Annotated in this window: 20 protein-coding genes; 2 read left to right on the top strand and 18 right to left on the bottom strand. The window is 41.4% G+C overall.

The window, feature by feature from the left end; genetic code table 11:
* The first annotated feature begins 8 nt into the window (after positions 1-8).
* Positions 9-245: a helix-turn-helix domain-containing protein gene (locus tag G613_RS0112280; protein WP_029232912.1), complete on the top strand. Its 237-nt coding sequence runs from the start codon at positions 9-11 to the stop codon at positions 243-245.
* A 213-nt stretch (positions 246-458) separates the two neighbouring features.
* On the opposite strand, the gene G613_RS0112275 is transcribed toward G613_RS0112280, so the two are convergent.
* The 12 genes from G613_RS0112275 to G613_RS0112220 form a co-directional block, all read right to left on the bottom strand.
* The gene (locus G613_RS0112275; RefSeq protein WP_029232911.1) at positions 459-902 is read right to left on the bottom strand and encodes a hypothetical protein; all 444 of its coding nucleotides are present in this window, start codon (positions 900-902) and stop codon (positions 459-461) included.
* Between the two features lie 3 nt (positions 903-905).
* Positions 906-4109, bottom strand: coding sequence for a glycoside hydrolase family 3 C-terminal domain-containing protein (locus G613_RS0112270; protein ID WP_029232910.1), 3204 nt, complete (start codon positions 4107-4109; stop codon positions 906-908).
* A 12-nt stretch (positions 4110-4121) separates the two neighbouring features.
* A complete protein-coding gene (locus G613_RS0112265) occupies positions 4122-5654 on the bottom strand; it encodes an MFS transporter (RefSeq protein ID WP_029232909.1) in 1533 nt (510 codons plus the stop codon).
* A 35-nt stretch (positions 5655-5689) separates the two neighbouring features.
* Entirely contained in the window at positions 5690-7687 is a 1998-nt protein-coding gene (locus G613_RS0112260; protein ID WP_029232908.1) for a glycoside hydrolase family 2 protein, read from the bottom strand.
* A gap of 205 nt (positions 7688-7892) precedes the next feature.
* On the bottom strand, positions 7893-9185 hold the full coding sequence (locus G613_RS0112255) for an ATP-binding protein (protein ID WP_029232907.1): 1293 nt from the start codon (positions 9183-9185) through the stop codon (positions 7893-7895).
* Between the two features lie 23 nt (positions 9186-9208).
* Positions 9209-9919 carry a LytR/AlgR family response regulator transcription factor gene (locus G613_RS0112250; protein ID WP_013280088.1) on the bottom strand — a complete coding sequence of 237 codons (711 nt, stop codon included), beginning with the start codon at positions 9917-9919 and terminating at the stop codon, positions 9209-9211.
* Between the two features lie 40 nt (positions 9920-9959).
* Positions 9960-12302, bottom strand: coding sequence for a beta-L-arabinofuranosidase domain-containing protein (locus tag G613_RS0112245; RefSeq protein WP_029232906.1), 2343 nt, complete (start codon positions 12300-12302; stop codon positions 9960-9962).
* 171 nt (positions 12303-12473) lie between these two features.
* Positions 12474-14093 (bottom strand): mannitol dehydrogenase family protein, encoded by a 1620-nt coding sequence (locus G613_RS0112240; protein ID WP_029232905.1) that lies wholly within the window; start codon positions 14091-14093, stop codon positions 12474-12476.
* A gap of 2 nt (positions 14094-14095) precedes the next feature.
* Positions 14096-15172: a mannonate dehydratase gene (gene uxuA / locus G613_RS0112235; protein WP_029232904.1), complete on the bottom strand. Its 1077-nt coding sequence runs from the start codon at positions 15170-15172 to the stop codon at positions 14096-14098.
* A 216-nt stretch (positions 15173-15388) separates the two neighbouring features.
* A complete protein-coding gene (locus tag G613_RS19700) occupies positions 15389-16744 on the bottom strand; it encodes an ElyC/SanA/YdcF family protein (RefSeq protein ID WP_029232903.1) in 1356 nt (451 codons plus the stop codon).
* Positions 16745-16876: 132 nt separating this feature from the next.
* Positions 16877-17086, bottom strand: a complete 210-nt coding sequence (locus G613_RS0112225; protein WP_029232902.1) for a PspC domain-containing protein — start codon at positions 17084-17086, stop codon at positions 16877-16879.
* A gap of 30 nt (positions 17087-17116) precedes the next feature.
* Positions 17117-17317 carry a hypothetical protein gene (locus tag G613_RS0112220; RefSeq protein WP_026662330.1) on the bottom strand — a complete coding sequence of 67 codons (201 nt, stop codon included), beginning with the start codon at positions 17315-17317 and terminating at the stop codon, positions 17117-17119.
* 287 nt (positions 17318-17604) lie between these two features.
* On the opposite strand from G613_RS0112220, the gene G613_RS0112215 reads away from it, so the two are divergent.
* Positions 17605-17826 carry a hypothetical protein gene (locus tag G613_RS0112215; RefSeq protein ID WP_029232901.1) on the top strand — a complete coding sequence of 74 codons (222 nt, stop codon included), beginning with the start codon at positions 17605-17607 and terminating at the stop codon, positions 17824-17826.
* 163 nt (positions 17827-17989) lie between these two features.
* On the opposite strand, the gene G613_RS0112210 is transcribed toward G613_RS0112215, so the two are convergent.
* The 6 genes from G613_RS0112210 to G613_RS0112185 all read right to left on the bottom strand — a co-directional run bounded on the left by G613_RS0112210 (position 17990) and on the right by G613_RS0112185 (position 22805).
* On the bottom strand, positions 17990-18478 hold the full coding sequence (locus tag G613_RS0112210) for a YgjV family protein (protein WP_029232900.1): 489 nt from the start codon (positions 18476-18478) through the stop codon (positions 17990-17992).
* Positions 18479-18625: 147 nt separating this feature from the next.
* Positions 18626-19426 (bottom strand): ABC transporter permease, encoded by an 801-nt coding sequence (locus G613_RS0112205; RefSeq protein ID WP_029232899.1) that lies wholly within the window; start codon positions 19424-19426, stop codon positions 18626-18628.
* 3 nt (positions 19427-19429) lie between these two features.
* On the bottom strand, positions 19430-20221 hold the full coding sequence (locus G613_RS0112200) for an ABC transporter permease (protein ID WP_029232898.1): 792 nt from the start codon (positions 20219-20221) through the stop codon (positions 19430-19432).
* Positions 20218-21183 carry an ABC transporter ATP-binding protein gene (locus G613_RS0112195; protein WP_029674901.1) on the bottom strand — a complete coding sequence of 322 codons (966 nt, stop codon included), beginning with the start codon at positions 21181-21183 and terminating at the stop codon, positions 20218-20220. Before G613_RS0112195 ends, G613_RS0112200 begins: the two co-directional genes overlap by 4 nt.
* A gap of 18 nt (positions 21184-21201) precedes the next feature.
* Positions 21202-21858: a GNAT family N-acetyltransferase gene (locus G613_RS18745; RefSeq protein ID WP_029232896.1), complete on the bottom strand. Its 657-nt coding sequence runs from the start codon at positions 21856-21858 to the stop codon at positions 21202-21204.
* A gap of 26 nt (positions 21859-21884) precedes the next feature.
* A complete protein-coding gene (locus G613_RS0112185; protein ID WP_029232895.1) occupies positions 21885-22805 on the bottom strand; it encodes a DUF2156 domain-containing protein in 921 nt (306 codons plus the stop codon).
* Positions 22806-22814: the final 9 nt, after the last annotated feature.

The following is a 22814-nucleotide window of genomic DNA, read 5'->3' as shown; positions in this document are numbered from 1 at the left end:
GCGTATATATGGGTAAAATTTTTCTTGAACTTGACGTGATGATGGCCAAACGCCACATGTCACTTAATGACCTTGCAGACAACGTTGGCATCTCCAATGTTAATCTGTCCAAGATCAAAAATAACAAAGTTAATGCTATCAGATTTTCTACACTTGCTGGAATTTGCAATGCTCTGGAATGCGAACCGGGAGACATACTTAAATATGATCCTAATGCGGAATCGGAAGATTTTGAAACAGAATGATTCAAATTCAAACAGAAATAATAATCAAAAACGCTCTGTACCATTCGGTGCAGAGCGTTTTTTAGGAGTATGAAAAACTTGGAGTATTATTTCTAATCACACTATATATGGTATCATGAAAAACATTCTCAGAATCTAAAAAAAGTATAAAAATAATAAAGAATCGAAAAACATAAAATCCACCGGTACGCACTATACCGGTGGATCTCTTTTTTACTGATTCTTTACAGTTTTAAGGAAAGCTCCAATAATCAGCACAATTGCCGCTATGATAAATGCTGCAATCGCTACTGCTGTCACATAGAATACCTGCCATCCGACTGTATTAACAGAGTCATAGGAAAACAGACCTGCTATAAGCAATATCCTCTCTCCAAGAATCTGACCAAAGGCTGCAGTGAATACTGCGATGCCACCCAAAACAGAAAGGGTTCCAAGATAATCATGATTGCCAAAGCGGCTTGGGAAAACAATTCCCAGAATAGCAAGGCATATTCCAAAGACACCAAGTACTGCAATTGTTCCCATATTTCCAAGTCTATAGGTTATTGTCATATTGCTACAGATAAGAGCTGCCACTATTCCAACTACTCCCAACACTGCTGCCAAGCAATTTAAATATGCACCCACAGATAGTTTTTTATTTTTTTCTGCCATCACTTATGCCTCCTTTTTGTTTCTCTTAGAAAGAATGTACAGAACTGCAAACAATACTGTAAGCGCTGCAGTACATCCAATTGCTGCATAATAAGCTGTTCTCCACCATGTGTTAAGCTTAACCACGTGCGTAGTTGCATTGTATCTGTTCATAAGATTACTTGAGGCAATCGCGTAGAGAACATTGTGAGCAGATTCTCTTACTGCCTGCTGGGCATTAGCATCTCCTGCAAAGACTGTTGCACTTATTGCAGAACCATCTGCCTGGTTGGCAAATCTAGGGCTGTCCAAAGTTGTGTCTGTGTAGAATCCTGACATTCCTCTTGTATCATAACAGGTTGCTCCTGATGTAAGAACAGCACCGTAGAGATCAAAATCATCATAGATATCTGTTACAGCATATCCCTTAAAGCCCCATTCCTTCTTGAGGATTTCAGTCATAAGACCGGTACTTACAGTACACTCAACAGGTCCGATCTTGGAGAATGAGATCATGAGACCTCTCATTCCTGCATCTTCATCTTCTGTATCATACTTAGTTGCTTCGAAAGCAATCTGATAAGCTCTAAGTTCTACTTCTCTTGCACGCTGCTCTGTCATAAACGGAGCAACACCTGCCCTGTTTGTTTCCTGATCGTTAAATGCATAATGCTTTGGTGCTGCAATAAGACCATATTCAAGAGCTCCTATAGCAAACTCCATAGCAGTGTAACCTGAAAGGATAGGATCCTCTGAATAATACTCACCATTACGTCCGTTGTACGCATGACGATGTGTGTTAAGTCCAGGTCCCCAAAGAATCGGAATACCTGTAAAGAGTGACTCGATTCCAATAAACTCACCAAGCTTCTTGGCAAGGTCAGGATTAAATGAAGCTGCTGTAAGTGGGCTGCTTCCAAATACCTCAGGATGCCAGTTACCGTTAGGATCTTCTGAGCTGATATTCCATGGAGCCTCTGTATCCTTGGAAGCATTGAGGTTTACAGCAATACCATTACCTGCATTTTCTGTCATATAAGTCTCAACTGTTCCGATTGAATCGGCACCAGGAATGCTTGGGCCACCAAATGTTGCAAGGTACTGTGCTTCCTCGAGAGTCATCTCTGAGAGAAGCTCTTCCCACTTCTCATCCTCAAAGTCAAGGCCAGCCATCTCATAGAACATAAGATCACCATCTTTGCCCCATACAATATCAGATGTATTGTCCTCAGTAGCAACTGTATAGTACTTACCATTGAGATAATCAATCATCTCCTGGCTTGTAAGAGTCATATCTGAATAAGTCTTAGGATATGTTCCGTTCCAATCTGCTCGGCTAAGGTAAGTAACCTCGCCATCCTGGAAGTAGTTCCAGTCTGCATAGTCAAGCTGGTTAGAAATCTTTGTACCAGTCTTGCTATAAGCAAATGCTGTCTTTGAAAGTGTATCCTCTGTTATTTCAGTGCTATAAGCATAGTCTGCATTAGCCTCACCAACAAGGCTCTCTGCTGCTACACCCTGCATAGCCATGATATTGTTAAGTGCATCATGAGCACCATTACCAAATGCAAAGTAATATGTTCCAGGATCTACGATATATGTTCCGAAAGTTCCATCTCCATTGTCAAAAGAGCTGTCATAAGTTGCAATGTACTGAAGATCAACATCTACAGATACAACCTCTGACTCTCCCGGCTGAAGAAGACCTGTTTTGCCGTAGTTGAGAAGGACAATGGCACTCTTCTCTATTCCGCCCTGCTCATAAGGAGCCTGTCCGTAAATCTGAACGCTCTTTTTACCTGCTACATTTCCTGTGTTTGTAACTTTTACATTAAAAGTTGCTGTAGCGGTAGTTACATCCTTATTCTTGGATACATTGAATACAGGTTCTCCCTCATATTCCATATCAAAAGTAGTATAAGATAAGCCATAGCCAAAGCCATAAGCTACTTCTGCATCATAATCCCAACCGGATTTAGAAGCATATGTTCCTGCAGTTCCTGTTGCATTTCCCTGTCCAAGAACTGCGTCATAGTATCTTGTCTCATAGTAACGATATCCAACATAGATTCCCTCAGCCTCTATGATGTAGTTGCTGGAGTTCTCTCTTGTAATGACATCTGCTGCATTTGCATATGAGAAATTACCCATATTCTGCATTGCAGGTGCTGACATATTGTATGTAGGGAAGATATCTGCAAGTCCGCCTGAAGGAGAAACTTTTCCGCAAAGAATATCTGCTACTCCAAGAAGGCCATAACTTCCAGGTGCACCAATCCAGAGAATTGCATCGATTTCAGGATCATCCTTGAGCTCGCCGATTTCTACCGCAGATGCGCTGTTAACAAGAATGATAACCTTGTCACTACACTCTTTTGCAAGAGCGATAGCATCCTTCTCATTAGTTGTAAGTGCAAGAGGCTCTGATGCTCCAAGACCTGAAACAATTCCGCCGGGAAGATAATCTTCACTCTCTGCACTTGGTCTTCCGATAACTACGATAGAAGCATCACCGTACTTAGCAAAGCTGTCCTTGAAGTTTGCATTTACGCCTTCAATCTCTTTAACTGATGGTTCTCCCGGATCGTATTCTTCAGCAGGACCGGCATTCTCTGTGTGAAGGTATGTCTCATTGAGCTTGGTATAGATCGAAGTCATTGTAGGATTAACCTTGTAGCCTGCTCCGTCAAACTCAAATTCATCTCCACTCCATTCGCCTGTAGTGTAGCCTCTTTCTACCTGGCCTGTTGCCCAGTTCTGAGAAAGAGATGTTGTAATATGATGTGCAAAATCAGTTACGTTGTTCTGAAGTGCCTCATCAAGATTTATAAATCCACCAAATGCCTTAACACCAAAGCTTGAACCAAGGATAGGCACCTGTGATCTTATTCCGAATAAAGTTACGTTTGCACCTGATGCAAGTGGAAGTACTCCGTTATTCTTGAGAAGTACTGTTCCCTCTGCTGCCTGCTCTCTGTTAAGATCGATAGCAGCCTGAATAAGTGCATGTGAATTACCTGTTCCATCCTCATTTAAGAGTTCTGCAGGTGGTGTAAATTTGTCGTACACTGCATCTTTGTCGTCTGTAACCATCATCTCGCTCTGAGTACCAAGGGCAGTATCAATAGTTGATGAAAATGATTCCAGTGTGTTTCCCACGATTACTGAGATTGACAGTAAGAATGTCATAAGTGCTGCCAATCCTCTGAAAATACCTGTCTTTTTCAATTTCTTTCCTCCTTAATCATTTATAGTTCTCATTGCTTCTTCCATGCTCATTCCGTTTGCAATAGCCTCTTTACGCTTAAGGTTTACTTCCTGAATGCGTCTCATCTTTTCCCCCGAAAGAATGTATCCCTTCATGGCAATCAGTGTTGCAATCCAAGCCACCATTGGGACTATGCAAAAGAGTATGATAACAACTGCGTTCATGCCTGATGAATAAGGCGTCTCGGCAGTTGGAAGATTCTGTATTCCGATAATGCTAACAGCTATTCCTACTACTGTTGCAGAAAGAGATGAAACAAGCTTATCTACCAGTGAAAAAAGAGTTCCCATTATTCCAGGTATATACTTGCCTGATCTGTAAGTCTCGTAATCCGAGCAATCTGCAACCATTGGAATTGGCATATCCGCTGTTGAATAGTAAGCACCATAACCAATACCAAACAGTAAAATAAACAAAACAGTATAAAGATTTATTGATACGCTTCCATCTGAAAGGAATGAAAGATTCCTTGATGGAACACCTTCTTTCCACATGAGAAGAAGAACTAAAACTCCCACATAACACACAAGCGCCACAGACACATATCTAAGAAGTGATGCTTTCTGGCCCTTCTTTTGACTGGTTCTGACTGTCAGAAGGAAGAACGGCACTGAGAAGACATATCCGATGATCATCATTGGAAGATAGAGACCATCGTAGTTGCCCATCATGCAGCCGTAGAGCATACATAAAACTGTAGTGTTGGTTGCTATTGAAAGAGCAAGCTTACATCCGGCTCCTGCTATCATAAGTCTCTTCATAGGATCGTTCTTTTTAATGATCTCTATATACTCAGAGATTCTGACTTTCTCCTGCTTGTCTCCGCCGATTCCAAAATACTTGGGCTGATCTTTTTCCCAGATACCGATGATTGCCAAAATTGTCAGTACAATCGACACTGTAATTCCAATTGGTGTGAGAACCTTGTAGAAATCAGCGCTTGAATAATCCGCAACGTTGGCTCTTATGATCGGTGCAAGAAACTGCATAACTCCCATTCCCGCAAGAGATCCCACTGTGTTAAAGATTGTAAACAGAGGCCTCTGTGAAGGGTCAGAAGTCAAAACTGTCTGACCAGCTCTTGTGCAGGAAGTCTGGAATGTATAACCTATTACCCAGATTGCATATAGTCCTACAAATGCCGCATATCTAAAGGCCATCATGCTCTCAGGAATACCCGGCGTTATCATGTACATAGTAATGATGCTGAGCGCCATAATGATATTTCCTATGACCATGAATGGTCGGAACTTACCAAATTTACCATTTGTCCTGTCCATCAGTGCTCCAATGATCGGGTCTGTAAAGGCATCAAATACCCTCATACCCGTAACCATTACTGATGCAAACAAGATTCCGAGGCTCAGAACGTTAGAGCCAAATGTTGCTATGTAGGAAAGTACCAACACGTAATAAACGTTGGTAGCTCCATTATTCAGAGGAAAAAGAACCAGCTGATAGAGCTTGGCCTTATTACCCCTTTCCTGTACTACAGTATTTTCCATATCCACACTCCTATTTTTCCCTTATAAATCCCGTATCAGGTCCAGTTAGCACCTTTATCTCCAAGGTCTTTAAGACTATACTCAGGATTTGGAGTAGCCACCCTTGTAAACTTCGCAGAATCCTTGAACGCTCCGCTTACAGCGACTATCTCGTGCTCCTTACCGTTTTCGCCAAGAGAAACACTAAACTCAAATACATGCTGTCCATGCTTGGTTTCAAGTTTCTGTCCATCTACAAAAAGAGTTATCTCATTCTGGTTGGAATAGACCTTAACCTTGATGTTCTCTTTAGTTCTCTGTGCAAATCTCTTAGAAGCAATATGTACAAAAGGGTCATCGCTCCACCAGGCTTTATAGAGGTAGAAGCTGTCCTTTTTAGTCTTTCTGTCAAAGGTCACAAGCCCCTTATGATTCATTCCGGGCTCACCTCCTTGATTTCGCGCATCTGCCGCAAAATCAAACATATTCCACACATGAGTTGCCCACATAAACGGGTTTCTGTCAAAGCATCTGAGCATATATTCGTGATAAATTGCCTGATATTCCTCTGTATGATCGCCTCTTTTAGGTTTCTCAGAATGAAGGTTAGGCATACCCTCACATCCATATTCTGAATAACCCAGACATCTGTTGGGATATACCAAATGGAAAAATCTCATCCAGATATCATTTAAAAAGAGTCCCGGAACATACCAGCCAAGATACAGATTCCAGCTGACAGTATCTGTAATGTGAGCTACCTTGTTAAAAGGTCCGCACACTGCGTAACAGGCAAGAGTTGTAAATCTTGTATCATCCATTTCATGGCACAGATCATTAAGTATCCTGTGGTTCTCCATCATGTCTTTTTTATCTCTGGTAGAGATTGTGATCTCATTGGAAATTCCCCAGCAGACAATAGATGGATGGTTGTAGTTCTGAATGATCAGTTCCTTCATCTGACTGATAGTGTTGTCACGTCCATCAGGCATATGCTCAGAGATATATGGAATCTCAGCCCAGACTATCATTCCTCTCTCATCGCACAGATCGTAGAAAAACTGGCTGTGCTGGTAGTGAGCAAGTCTGATCGTGTTAGCCCCCATCTCGCATATAAGGTCCATATCTTCTTTGTGCATATCTTTTGTGATGGCATTTCCAAGACCTTTCCTGTCCTGGTGTCTTGAAACGCCATGAAGAGCATAGCTCTTTCCGTTAAGGTAAAAACCCGTCTTGGGATGATAATGGAAATCTCTTACTCCAAACCTTGTAACTATCTCATCTGCAGCTTCGCCATTAATGACAAGAGTTGCCTTAAGAGAATACAAATATGGGTTCTTAACACCTTCCCAAAGATGAACATCATCGATCAAAAAGCTATGTTCCAGACAAAAGACATCACTATTGCTGTTATCAGTAGTCTCAAGTTTATTTGTCTTTTGATCAATTTCTGAATGATAAATAACATTTCCTTCTGCATCAGATATTTCAAGTCTGACACAGCAGTCTATGGTATTAACAAAAAGCTTTACGTTACCTTCAGCTTTTTGATAGCCTTCCACAGGCTTTGCCTTGACCTGAACTCCGTTTCCGCCATAATAATCCAGGTCAAAGTGGTTCTTATTTACGACAATCAGATTAACGTCTCTGTAAATGCCGCCATAAAATGTGAAATCTGCCTTTTGTGGATAAACCCTTGTATTAGGCCTGTTATCCACATTCACCTTAAGAATATTTCCCACATCCTTAAGATAATTTGTGATATCCGTTCTAAAGGTTGAATATCCTCCCTCATGACGGATCATCTTTTCTCCATTGAGGTAAACTGTGCTTTCGGAATTAACTCCGTCAAACTGTATATAAACGCGCTCTTTGTCTTTATCAAAGTCAGGAGCGTCAAAAGTCTTTTCATATGTGGCCAGGGCTCTTAAATAATCATTTCCGCCATCCTGACCATCTATCGCATTCCAGGTATGGGGAACGTCAACTCTCTCGTCATATTTGCCCGTTATCTGAAAATGCCAATCCTTATTAAGGGAAAAAAATCTTCGCATGAAATATCTCCTTATCATTTTCTGCAGTTTCCCATCAGTTATTACATCGTAACAATTTCACAACAGTTCATTCAACCAAGGTGGAATAATCGACACTTTTCACAACATAATTTACATGTGTGCAATTTAATATTTGGATAAAAGAAAAAAGATGCACAAAACATGCATCTTTTCTCAAAATTCTGATATAAACTAAAGTACAGTACTATGCCAGAGGCAATATAATATTCAGATGGAATACATCTCCTTCCACCTGAGTTTTGAAGGCACCTCCAAATTTATCAACCATTACTTTGATACTCTTAAGTCCGAATCCATGGCCATTTTCCATGTCTTTCCTGACAGGAAGTTCATCCTCAAAGGTGATATCCCCTTCAAAATAGTTCCAGATATGAATGATGACAGAATCACCAAACTGTTTGAGACTGACATCAACAAGTCTTTTATCCTCATCAGAAACACTTGAAGCTCCTGCCCTTGCATTATCTATGGCATTACCGAACAAAAAATAAAGTGACATACTGTCGAATTTATCAAGCTTGTCCGTGAAGCTCACGCAGTTAAATCTGACTCCCTGCTGCCTACAAAGAGCTCCCATATTGCGAAGGAGCACATCTATCACATCATTTCCCGTCTTAACTATTGGAGCAAAGCCTTCTATAGATTCTCTTATAGGCGTCAGATCAGGAATATCGAGTTTTTCTTTATCTGCAAGCTTCTCGATGCGATTTAGCATGTGCTTAAGATCATGCATCTGGATATTATTGAACTCAACAAGCTCTTTCCACTGTTCATACTGTTTTTCGGAAGCTGATAACAAACCTTTTATCACCAGTGATTCCGCTTTTTCCTGCTGCCACTTATGCAGATAAAACTGTATAGAAAGGGCAAAACTACAGCAGATGATCGCATATATGCTACTGGCTATAACAAGCTTGGGACTGATGTCCCAGGTATCGGCAACCAGCCTGTTTACTCCAATGCATATGAGTATCACGATGACCGACAGGATATTTAACCTGATACTTCCCTTATCCGGAACCTGAGTCCTTGCAACAAGCATATATACAATGACATATACAATTGCCATGATCATGACTTCCGTCAGTATTCTATAGATAATGCTTATTTGGATCAGGGCATTCACAGGCGGGATTAGGTTAAAGATTGTCATCAGTTTGTATGCTATGTGTTGCGTAGCAACCCCTGCAATAGAGGAAGATGCGATTGAAAAGGCGTTTCCTTTATAGCAGATCAGCATGACTGCTATTGTCAGTGCTATTATGAAAAAGAAAAACATAAATCTGTATATTGCTATTGTTGCCACAGGATAACTGATCCTTGAAACTATGATTCCTGAAATCACTGTAGCAATAGGAATTCTTACCCAAAAGAGTTTTCTCTTTTCATAAGCATGCAAAAATAGAAGTTCCGCAATCAGAACTTCTATCATATATCCTATTGATTCATATTGGCTTATTGCTTCTGCATCAAACATGATCTGACCTCCGCATCACAGGCTCATCCGAGGTAGGTATTAAGCTGTTCCATAAATGCTTTCTTTTTGGATCTTCCTATCTTGATCCTATCGCCTCCAACATCTATTTCATCGCCATAAAGACCCTTTATATATGAGAGATTTACAAGTGCAGAGGCGCTGCACCTGGCAAAATTATTACCTGATAGCTCGTTTTCTCTTTCTCCAAGTCCTCCATAAGAAGTTATGACTTCACTTATAGTGTGGAACATCAGATCATGTCCCATAACTTCTATGTACATAATGTCACTCGATGAAACTATCCTTGTTCCATTCCTATCCTTGATCCTGACAGGAATACCACCCCTCTGAGACAATACTCTGACAGCTTTATCAAGTTTAACGCTAAGATCATTGTAATTAATGGGCTTAAGGCAGTAATCAAGGGCATCTACACTATAGCCTTCAGGAGCATATTGTGGCATGTTGGTAACAAAGATAAGTAAAACAGTAGGGTCCACAGCGCGGAGCTTTCTGGCAGCTTCCATACCATTCAGAAAGCCGTCTCCAAGCTCTACATCCATGAACACAACGTCACAGGCCTTCTTGTAATCATCAAGAAAGCTCTCTGCTTTACCATATGTCTTTATGGAAAAAGAAATCTCTTTTTCCAGGCCATATTTACCAAGACACTGTGAAAGAAACTCGGAATAATCCTTGTCATCCTCAACAATTGCCACTCTGTACTGCTTCATAAACGCTCCATATGCTCGTATGACTTCCATAAGTGCTTGCCTATTTCGTAAGAATATAAACAAATCCAAACACTCTCGCAGATTCTATCACATAGGATCCACTAAAGGTTACAGGAATTGTAGTTACTTTTTCTCCCCTGACCTCTCTGCTTTCTATATTACGTGTTACAACATCCTTAGGTATATTATACACTACAGAATACTCTTCATCTCTTCCCGTATAGTGAAGTCTTCCGTTTAATATTTCATCCTCTCCGATGTGGATCTGGATTGGCTTGCCGTTATCTTCTCTGAGGTAGTGTACCTCAAGTTCAAGATCCTGACCTTCTACAGCCTTCATATGATAGGTAAATCTTCCTCCGGAAGTAGCTGCTCTGCTGGTTCCATTATTGGTGCTGCCAACTGAACCCTTATCCTCCATGGCATGAAGTTCATCATTTTCATACTGGCCATAGCCCGGCTGAACTGTATCAAGTATCCTCTCTCTTCTGGCATTTTCCTGATCACGCTTCTCTACTTCATCAGTTACACCCTGATCCTTGTCAAAAAGATACCAGTAAATACCATAGCGCTGTCTGGTCTTGAGATAGTGAGGGCCAAAGGTGAGTTCTCTGTCTGTTCCTGTAAGAGTGAAACAAAGCTCATCGCCTTTTCTGATCAGGTGCTTATCAATATCTGCAATATAATCAGAAACACTACCATCCTGAACTGTAAGGTACTCTTTTCCTGCAATCTTGTTAGTAGGAATAGTAACGTCAACACCGGTTGTGCCATCTATCATATTCTCGCATCCAAGGTCAGCTGAGAGAAGAACAGGTCCATATTTGAATGCAAAAACATTTTCGCAGTCCGGAAGTCTTTTAACAACAGTGTGCATCTCAAAAGAAATCTCAATCTGATCTCCGTCATTAAAGGTCTCTTCCACTGTGAAATAACCATCGGCTTCTGCCTGATAAGTCTTGTCAGAAGAAAGTGCTTTGCAGGTTGCATTTACAGCCCAGTCAGGGACTCTGAATCTAAGTTTTGTCTTAACGGGCTCCTCAAGATTTATTGTAAAGAGCGCAGTATTTCCCTTTGGAATTAGGCTCTTCTGAGTTAATGTGAGCTTTTTCTTTGAATCACAGACTACTGATGAAATGTACATGTTCACAATCACTGATTCATCATCAAGGAAGTAAATGCTGTCGTTTAGCTTGGTAAAGTTCTCCATGCCTGTTCCTGTGCAGCACCAGAACTTGTCAAAAGGAGTTCCATAAACCTTGTAATAACCAGTAGCCATAGGCTGGAAGTACATTGTCATGCCACTTTCGGGATTCTGTGATGACAGTATTGCATTTATAAAGGTGTTCTCATAGTAATCTGCATACTTTTTATCACCTGTAATTCTGAACAAATCTCTGCTCATCTTGAGCATGTTGTAGGTATTGCAGGTCTCATTGTTACAGTTAGTACGCTCTGCATCAAGGACAAAGTCTTCTCCAAAATGCTCCCACTCACTGTTTCCGCCTGTTGCATAGGTATGGCGCTCAACAACCATATCCCAGAATTTCTGCACATAGGTAAGATACTCCCCGGCGACATCTCCAAGTGTCATATATCTTTGAAGTGCTCCCAAAAACTTTGGAATAGTAGTATTGGCATGACGGTTATTAAGCACATTGGCATCACCTGTTGCCACTTTCTTGAAGAGTTCTTCTTCGTCAAAAGCATGAGCTGCTTCAAGATGCTCCTTTTTACCGCTAAGCTTATACAACTTGTAGAGGGCATCATTCATTCCACCGTATTCTATGCTAAGAACAGTCTTGTGTGTCTCCTCTGACCAGCCAGATGCTCTGTTATAGGTCCAGTCCCCAATGCCTTCTGCAACCTTAAGAGCAGGCTCATAGCCTGTAAATACAAAGGTGCTTACAAGTCCGTCCAGAATCTTGTGCATGGTATACCACGGAACCCATGACTCTGTGATAATGTTTGTTCTGCCATGCTCCACATGGTCAAACTGAAGCTCTACATTATTGCTATCCATTATTATTGCGCCAAAGACAAATCCCTTTTTACCCTGGGAATGCTCCTGACACTCCAAAAGGCCATCAACCAAGGTCTTAATAATATCAAAAAGAGCCTTCTTGTCATCTTCGCTTGTCCCCGGATTAGCATAGCCCTGCACTGCAGCTGTAAGGTAATGGCCCAGTGTATGACCTCCGATCAGCATGTTCTCCCAGCCGGAATAGCGAATTTTCTTGGGTGTTAGCCCCGCATTCTCATAAAAGCCAGCAAGAAGTCTCTCCGGATCAAGGCTCTTAAGATAAGCCACATCCTTATTAAGTGCGTTTGCACAATACTCATCCTCCACACGAACTTTTGTAAGCTCATATTCTTTTAACATTTTTTACTTTCTCCCCAATCAAATACTTTTTTCATTTTTTATTATGATATATAAAATGCCTCATTACAAAACCAAAATGCTCTATAAAGCACACATTTTTGACTTTTGACACCTAAATCATTTAAAGACGGAAAAAGCCCTGCATCAAAAGATGCAGAGCGTATTCCTTATCTATGCACAATATTTATCAAGAGTTTTTCTGATTGCCCCTGGTCCTGCCAGTAATTCCATGTAATAATCTATTACTCTGTCTGACAATCCAACCTTTTCAAGGTCAATTCCAAAGATAGCATCGTCTTTGAGAAGAGGAAGAACAGCTTCTTTAACCTTATCTCTGTCTGTCTCGCCAAGCTTAATATCCTGTACAAAGCTCTGAGCCTTTGCAAGAAGTGGATCAGGACTTGGCTCGAATGTCTCTCCCTTATCATCTACTCCCATGAGGTATCTGAGCCATCCGGCATGTACCATAGGAATGAACTTGAGATTCTGAACATCAAGCTTATCTGATGCTGCGTAAGCCTTGATTGTCTCACCAAATCTGATTGGCAATTTCTGTGATGTATCGCAGGCAATTCTCTGTGGTGTATCAGGCATGAATACGTTAGGTATTCTTACATTAACTACTGTGTCGATGAATTCCTGAGGCTTGATAACACCGGGATCAGTTACTACAGGAAGTCCCTCTGTATAACCAATCTCTTTTACCAGTTTAACAAGGCTTTCATCCTTCATCTCATCTGAAATCTTCTGATATCCGAGAATGCAGCCATATACTGCAAGAGCAGTATGAAGAGGATTGAGGCAGGTGCAAACCTTCATTCTCTCTACCTTATCAACTGTCTCTTTTTCTGTGAAGATAACTCCAACCTTCTCAAGAGCAGGTCTTCCGTTAGGGAACTTATCTTCAATAACAAGATACTCACTCTCCTCTGCGTTTACGAAAGGAGCAACCCATGTCTTCATAGTGGTTACAACCGGGTCAAGCTCTTCTACACCGTCGTTTTTGAGAATCTCATTGACTGAATCATCAGGCCTTGGTGTGATCTTATCGATCATTGACCATGGGAAAGATACCTTGTTTTCATCCTCAACATAAGCAAGGAAACCTGCTTCTGCCTTGCCTGCTTTGGTCCACTCAGTGGCAAAAGCGTGCATTGCAGCATAGAGCTTGTCACCGTTGTGTGAGCAGTTATCTGTGCTGACCATGGCAATCTTCTTCTCACCTGCAACGTATCTTGCATAGAGAAGAGCTGCAACTTTACCAATATAGCTCTGTGGCTTCTCAGGTCCGTTTGCAAAATCTGCTGCCACTGCAGGAATTGTTTCACCTGCAGCATTTACAAGGCTGTAACCTTTTTCTGTAATTGTGAATGTAGCAAGTTTAAGAGAATCCGCTGAGAATATCTCTTTAAGTCTTGAAAACTCCTTGTCGTTGTTTGAATCAAGGATGCAGGACTCAGCAATACTCTCAACTATTGTCTTCTCAACATTTCCGTCTGCCTTGAGTGTTACAAGGATTGAAAGGTTGTCATGAGGTCTGTACATCTTCTCAATGATCTCATAGTCATAACCTTCAACTACTGTAAGTCCCTTCGTAGCATATCCCTCTTCGAGCATTCTCTGAGAGAGGTTAGCCTGAAAGGCTCTGAAAATATTTCCGGCACCAAAGTGTACCCACTCAGGGTTTGCTACAGTTTCTGCTACCATTTTTTCTCTGTCAAAAGAGGGAACAAAATAGCCCTTCTCTTTCCAGGTATTGTCATTTTTAATACTCTCAAAATTAAGTTTCATTTTCAAACTCCCCTCTGATGGCTCTTTTCGATTGCTTCCCAAAGTCCATTGATATATGTAGCACCAAGGGCTCTGTCGTAGAGACCATAGCCCGGCATAGCAACTTCACCCCAGATCATACGGCCGTGGTCAGGGCGGATTGGGCCATCAAAGCCTGTCTCATAGAGAGCCTTAACGATCTCGTACATATCGAAGGTTCCGTCTGATGAAAGGTGTGCAGACTCCTCGAAGTTAGTAGGAGAAATGAATCTAAGGTTTCTTACATGTGCAAAGTGGATTCTTCCTTCAAGAGCTCTGATCATGTGTGGAAGGTCGTTCTCAAGACTTGTTCCGTAAGAGCCTGAGCAGAAGGTAACACCGTTGTGCACGTCATCAACAGCCTTCATGAGCTTAAGGATATTCTTTTCATTGTTGATGATTCTAGGAAGTCCAAATACTGACCAAGCTGGATCATCAGGATGAATAGCCATCTTGATGTCATATTTATTACAAACAGGCATGATTGCCTTAAGGAAATAAACAATGTTCTCAAAGAGCTTATCTTCATCGATGCCCTGATAGAGTTCAAAGAGCTCTTTAACGTGAGCCATTCTCTCAGGCTCCCAACCTGGCATTACTGTGCCGTTTGTGTCTCCTGAAAGTGTCTCAAACATCTTGGCAGGATCAATTGCATCAACTGCTTCCTGTGTATAGGCAAGAACTGTTGAGCCATCAGCCCTTTTTCTGGCAAGCTCTGTTCTGGTCCAGTCAAATACAGGCATGAAGTTGTAGCACACCATGTGGATGTCCTCTTTACCGAGGTTCTCAAGTGTATCAATGTAGTTCTGGATGTGCTCGTCTCTGTCCTTGGTTGCCGCCTTGATCGCATCAGATACGTTAACTGACTCGATACCTGCAATGTGCATATCCTCTGCAGCAACATCTGCCTTCAGAGCCTTGATCTCATTCTGTGTCCAAAGTTCTCCTGCCTGCTTGTTGTAAAGTGTTGTGATAACTCCCTTAACTCCAGGAATCTGTCTAATCTGCCACAGCTTAACTGTGTCGTACTCTTTGCCGTACCAGCGAAGTGTCATTTCCATAAAGCTTAATCTCCCTATCAAATATTGTTGTTAGTGGCAAAAGAAATGCTGCTGTCCACCACTTATTTGGTTTACAACCATACTCTAATACTTACGGAGTAATGAAGGAATTGAGTTTCTTGTTGCATACATTGCAAAAATTGCTATACCCTTTTATCCACAAATAAAGACTGATTAGTCAATAAAACCAACCAGTCTTATTAAAGCTTTGTATCTTTATATCACATACTTAATGAAATACTCCACCATTCCAAAAAATTCTCTCACCGTGTAATGAATTCCCACCGGCATAAGCGTCTTTCCGGGAACGGAGTGAACATTCTTATATCCCACCTTCTGTGCAATTGACATAGCACGAAGCTCATGGAAACCATTTGTCACAATGCCAACTGACGCACGCGTATCACCAATGATTCCCAGACTGTACTTGAGGTTTTGCTCGGTATCACGGGACTTTTCCTCCAGAATAATGCGGCTTTCATCGATGCCGTACTGCTGTGTAAGTTTCCTTCGAACAGCTTCGGCTTCGCTTATGCTCTCATGTCTTCCCTGGCCTCCGGAGGCGATAACTATTGTATTCTCATTTGCTTTCAGATACTGAGCTGCCTTTTCAATCCTTACCTTGAAAGGGTTGGATGGCTCGGTTCCGTTAAGTCCAGCTCCCAGAACGATGATGTAGTCAAGGTTTTCTTTTGGTGTGGCTGTCATAGCCCCAATAATGCGGCCCTCCACAAACACGAAGATCACCAGGCAAATGGTGAAAACTATTCTGTATATCCACTTTAGTACTGTCGGTAGTTTTATCTTTTCCCGGCCATCTATTCTGGCCTTAAGCATCCATACTCTGGCAAAAGAAAATACGGCAATCAGAACCCATAGCCATACCCAGGAAAGCTTAGGCCCTCCGCCATAGGCAAGGCAGGTAAAGAAGTACAGTACTGACCATATTCCGAGGACGAAATAAATGTACAAAAGAACTTTATCAAAAGTAAGTTTCCCAAAACCTGCGTAGCGATGGGCCTTGGCCTTATACTCTTTGTACTCGTCTCCAAAGCGCTCTGTAAGGTATTCTTCCTCCTGTAAAATCTGCAAATGAAGCATTACCACAGCGAAAAGAGTTGCAAGAAGTAGGAAAGGATTAAAGAACATTAAAAGGATTCCTGCATATACGAGGTCAAAGCCCAGGAAAGCAGGGTTCCTTGAGTACTGATATATTCCTTCCGTCACCAGATTTCTTTTTATATCTTTGGCAACTCCGGCTCTCCAGCTATCCTTCATGGTCCGGACAGATATAAAGAAAATCACGTTTCCTACAAGGCAAAGGTAAATACCGAAAATACGCCATATAAGTGACAGGTGAACCCAGTTAAATGCGATGGAAACAAGCTCTACTATCAAAACAAGCCATGTGGCGATTTTCATCACTGACTCTACATAGTAAGTTTTGTCGTGAGTCTTGCTCTTGGCAATCTGATTGGTAACAATGCCTTTTCTTCTCTGAATCAGCACTTTTGCAAAATAGATACCGTAAAAAACTGCAAGCCAAAATAATGCAATAAGTCTGTATGTCATTTTCCCAAATCCTCCAAACAATACTTTATTATAGCCTCAAACGAAAACAGCATACAATTCATTTGTGAATCATATGCTGCTTTCTTAAGGGTTCTATGCTATTCCAAATATTAGGTTGTAACCATTTTACTTTTACTGATTCTCATATCTGCTAACGTAATCAGGTCTGTTGTCCATGAGAATTGCGGCTATAAGGTAAAGAATTGCTCCGCTTCCGCCTGAACATGTAAGGATGATCCAGATAAGTCTTACGATTGTAGGATCAATATCCAAGTACTCTGCGATACCACCACAAACACCAAACACCTTTCTGTCATTGCTTCTGTATAATTTCTTACTCATAACCTTTTCCTCCAAAACACATTCCACAATCTAGATTTCTCTGCCGTCCACATCGATTACTTCGATTCGATCATTGTCAGTGGACTTTCTTGGTAAAAACTTATTTCTGTTTGCCGCTGCGTATAATACGATTGCCAGGATGTCGTCAACAGGTCCGGGAACGAAATCCACTGGCGAAACCACATATACCAAAAGAAGTGCAAACAGCATTCCCTGCATGAATCTGTTCATAGGCATCCTCCTTTTTATTTACACATCACTATTTAATATGTGATCTTATGTAATCAGTATAGGATTGGAAGTCCTTATGTTACATAGCGTTATCGGAGCTTTCCATATGTTTATTTTTCTAATTTGGCGAAATAAAAATTGTAAGCAATCATTTTATAATTATTTTATAACTTGAACAAATTTAGGACATATTCCCTTGCTAGACTGATAAAAAGCGTTAAAAGAAATACCGCTGTCATTACACTACAAAAGCGGCATTAAAACGCAGTTAAGGGATGGTTACTAATATGGGTAGACTTAACGCAGAAATTGCAGAATATGTAGGAAACTTTACAAGGAGATACGGATATCCTCCAACAGTTGAGGAACTGATCAGAACCTTCGGACTTATGACTATCATGTATTCAATGTTCTATGTTCTGAGTCTTTATAAGATCGGAATGATCAGAAATTCAATGTTCTTTGGAACAGGCGGACTGAGACTCCTTCCAGTGAAGGCCGACAACTGAATAAAATACGCAGAATTATTTGTTTTCGTCTGCGTCGTAATTAACTAAAAATCAAAAACAAGAACTTACTTCCTTTCATGTTATTCAGAACAGTCAGTAAGTTCTTGTTTTTTCTTTTCGTTAATTATCTCCTCGTCCGAGAACTGCATAATTCTGCGTACTTTTATCCTTTTTTCATCCTTACAATCGTAAAAAGGTTTGTAATAATCGTCACTGCATCAAATATTGCTCCTGTATAGGATCCGAGAACAAAATGATAAATGCACCATGGGATAAATGTGAGCATTACAAGAATCTTGAACTTAATTGGATCCTTGATGTCCATAAAGATAATGTACACGGTGCAGACTGCTGCCGGAATGATTCCAAGAAGCCCCTGGTCATTTAAAAGAATCGTCATAACAATTGAGGCCGCGATGAAAAATATCTTCCATGGAAGATTAAGTTTTTCTTTATAGCAGATGTAGTTTCTTACACAGGATAAGACATTGCTGACAGCTCCTGTAACGCCGCCCAGAAGGAGCATCGCCACTCCCTGCATGATAAGCTGTACGATCTGCATTATGAGAATTCTTGATTTCTTTTTAACTGCTCCTGTGCTCACCTGAATAAGGGCGGCCAGGAAATCTATTACGTTTGCTGCTATGACCATTTGATATACGGATTTCCTTTCTCTTTTCTGGCATATATTTCTTCAAGCTAGCCCTTAGAGCTGCGGTAGAAGGAATCTCCCATAAAAATATACTCGTCATTTACAGTTACTGCAAGACTTCCTTTTGCATGGCGGCTGGGATATAGATCAACTTCCTGTAGATCTGTAATGTCTCATTCCAAGATGGAATACCCCTGTCATGATACCAAACACCAATACTCCTGAAAGTGGTGTCACAAAAGCTGTCCAGGCCGGCCAGCCATAAAGGGGCTTATCCAGGATCCAGGAAGCCGGAACATGAAGTGTTAGTGCAAAGGGTGCTATAACTGTAAAAAGAGCTCTAAGTGGCAGTGGATAAACATCAATTGGATACTGACAAGCACTTCGTCCGCCATAAGTTATGGCATTAACCAGCTCTACAGACTTAACGCTGAAAATGCTAAAGATTGCCTCAATCATGAAAAGTCCCAAAATAAGAAGGCAGCTCATAGCTATTGATTCCACAAGAACAAGCGCTTTTAGTGGCGTCCAGACAATGTCTGAAAGATTGCTTCCCATGATCAGCGCTGCCACGCCGACTGCAACACATGTAATTCGCCTTGGGTCGGTTCCTGCGCACAAGACCTGAGTCAGAACGCCTCTGGGTCTTACAAGGAAAGTGTCAAGTTTTCCTGTCCTGACCATCATGGGGAAATCACCTGTAATTCCTCTTCCAAACATCTCTGTAAGATAGAAGGATACAGACATCATTCCGAAAAAGAAATAGAGATCTCCGCCGCTCCATCCCTTCAGGTTATTAAATCTGTCCACAATAAGGATGACCGCCAGCATCTCGCCGCCCTCCATTACAAGCTGTGCAATGGTCTGCATAATAAAGGAGCTTGGATACTGAAGGTGGCTTCTAAGAAGCATTCCTATTGATTTAAAATAAAGTCGTAGTGTATTCATAGCTTAGCCTCCCTGCACAACCATGCGTTTCTTGTTGGCATTCCACATAGCTACTCCAAGTGATACCAATACAATTACCCAGAATCCCTGAAGTGCATATACCCTAAGTGCATCTACGGGCAGGTAGTCTCCTGTGTAAAGCCTTATGGGAGCATCCAGAAGCTGCGCATATGGGAAAAAGGTAATAACTTTCTGCCAACTATCAGGAAAAAGAGTAAGTGGCAAAATATTACCTGAAAGAGTCATCATCAAAAGGTTAAGAAGTCCCTGCATTCCTCTTGGATCAAGTGTCTTCATGGTAAATGCCATGGTTATGTTCTCAAGGGCGCACACACACAATAGTCCCAGGAAAAGAGCCGGAATTGCCGAAAGAAGGCCCCATACCGATGCGGGACCACTTATGCCATAGCCCATTGGAAGAATGGCAGCAAGGATCAGCATTGGTACGGCACGCATAATACTTCCCATGAACTTTTGGGCCATTATCCTGGCATAGTAAAAACCGTACATATTCACCGGTCTGCACATATCATAGGAAATGTCTCCAGATCTTATCTTATCCAAAAGATCCGAATCAGAACCAAGCATCATTCTAAAGAAAGCCTGCTGAAGCCAAACGTAGGTTGCTATACTTGAAAACGGCATAGGCTGCGGATTTCCATCATAAAGAGTTTTATAAAGAGCCACCAACACTAATCCAAAAAACATCTGGCAAAGTATTCCACCAATCATGGCGCCTCTGTACTGAAGCTCCATTCTAAGGCGCATTTTAAATACGGACAAATATGCTCTCATAGGTCAAGCTCCTTGTACATAGCCGCAATCAGATGGTCTGTGTTCTCAGGCTGCAGGGTAAGCTCACTGATATTTCCGGCTTCCTGAAGAATTGACAAAAGCTGTGCTGTTGGGAGCACAGAAGGTTCGTAGCTAAGCTCGATTCCATCCTCACTCTGACTCCATTCAACTCCGTCCGGAAGTTTGAGATTCGGATTAGGAACGTCAAATTTAACCTGTACGTTTCGTACAGTATCAAAGCGCTCTAGAAGATCCGGAAGCTTTCCGTCAAAGAGCTTCTGGCCATGTCCAAGGACCATTACTCTTGAGCAAAGCGCCGCAATATCCTCCATATCATGAGTAGTGAGCATGATTGTTGTTCCATACTCCTCGTTTTCCCATTTTAAAAACTCACGAAGAGAAAGCTTACTTACTGCGTCAAGACCAATGGTTGGTTCGTCCAGAAATAGGAGCTCCGGTCTATGCAGAAGTGAACCGCAAAGCTCTGCACGCATTCTCTGGCCAAGACTCAGAAGGCGCAGAGGTGTTCTCATAAGCTCTTCAAGCTGCAGAGCCTGAGCCAGCTCTTTTAACCTTGCTTCATAATCACCCTGAGGAATTCTGTAGATATCCTTGAGAAGATTGTAACTGTCAACAATAGGGACATCCCACCATAGCTGGCTTCGCTGTCCGAAGACTACTCCGATATTCTTGACATGGGCTCTTCTTTCTTTATAGGGCACAAGACCTCCTACAGAAACTTCTCCGCCATCCGGTGTGAGAATTCCTGAGAGAATCTTAACTGTGGTTGACTTTCCAGCGCCGTTAGGGCCGATATATCCCACAAGTTCTCCCTTATCAACAGAAAAAGAAACCTCCTTAAGAGCATGTACTGTATCTCTTTCCCTAAGGAGCTTTCCTTTTTCACGTTTCTTTTTAACTACGAAATCTTTCTTTAGATTGTTTACTTCGATATAACTCATGATTATCCCCTTAAGCGTCTATACCTCTTCGCAGATATAGATGCGTTTACTTTTCAGCCATTTGATGGCTTCTTTTTCATACACAAACTCTTTTCCCACCGCCTTATCAAAGGCTTGCAAGCTCGTTATCTTGCCCATTATGACCGGATTGTCCGGCAGAACTTCCCCATTGTCCATCTCTCTAAGGGCATCTTCTTTACTCATTCTCCTAGTATAGGCTTCATCTCTTATGCAGTAAACATCAAATTTGTCCATAATGGTCTGATAGTCAGGGATTCTATCCACTGTAAAATCGCATATTGTCTCAAAGCCCATCCAGGAATATATGGACTCATCCACAGGTAAAAGAAATACAAAGGGAATATTCTCATTTTTTAGAATTTCGAAGGTTTTGTCAAAGACTTTTGACATGTGACCCTGGTGGTGCCTATCTTTCCTGGTAGCCACCGCCACCACATAATAGGTGGGGACTATAGTGCCACACAGATTAATCTTATAAGGATTTAAATGAAGCATAGATACTACTTCATCATTTTCAAGGCTTACGATCATCCTGTTATCAAGAATTTTGTCTTCATAGTAATAGTCAACAAATTCCCTCGGATCATCGAAAGCCTCTTCGTAGAGGGGCCTGGTTTTCAGCTTATCACTGTATTCCTGATATTCTATTATCATCTAGCCTACTCCGATACTTAAGTTAATTATTTCTCATATACTCTGTACTTTCTGGCATATCCCACGGGATTATAGCTTTCTTTGGCATGGCGAAGACCCTCTATTCCCATGTCATCTTCTCTGTTCACCATAATCGCATCCTCGTAGGAATTAATGAGAAACTGCTGATTTATAACCTGATATATTCCGGGGATTTCCGAGTTTCCCTTTTCTATACTGATAACAGCCATTTTCTCTCTACTATTGTAGGAGCCGATTGAAAAAGCTTCAAGCTCTTCATCAATGAAAATACCGCCAACTCTGAAGGTGACTTTATCACAGTTTCGGAGGATATCGATAACTCCATCTTTTTCTATTATCAGGGTATCCTTACTGTCCACTCCTTCAGAAAGCCTTATCTCTACCCATTTCTCCATGAACTTTTCAAGGAAATACTCATCCATGCAGCAAAGAGTCTTATATTCCCACCTGCCCTCGTACTCCTTCATGAATTTGTTTACAAGATTTCTCTTTTTCTGGAATTTCTTGCCTGGAAGGGTTCTAAGTTCCTGGGCATCATAGAGATAGTCCTTAAGATCAGACTCTTCCTCTATTATAAAATCAGTATTATTATAAAGCTTCAGCGCCTTCAAAGCTTCCTCATCAGCAAGATCTATACGGAGAGGCTGCCCAAGTTCTTCCCTGAAATAGCGCCTCAAGAGCCCAAAGTACAGTGGAAGATCTTCCTGCCTGCAATAGGGCATCGCCGCAAAGTAGCCCTTATCGTCCTTCATAAGAATGAGGGCAGCTTCCTCCTCAATATATACCTCAGTATTATACAGGTCTTTCCAAATGTATGTGTCAAGAATCGTACTGTCACAGGTTTTGTTATCTCTTAGGGCATATATTCTTGATAATTCCGCAGATTCCTCAAATATGGGTTTGTGAAAAACAAGCTTTCTATCCATAATTTTATC

The organism is Butyrivibrio sp. VCB2006 (genome assembly GCF_000420945.1).
GTDB lineage: Bacteria > Bacillota > Clostridia > Lachnospirales > Lachnospiraceae > Butyrivibrio.
The sequence above is the reverse complement of the archived record's forward strand: the minus strand, read 5'-3'. Positions and strand labels throughout refer to the sequence as shown.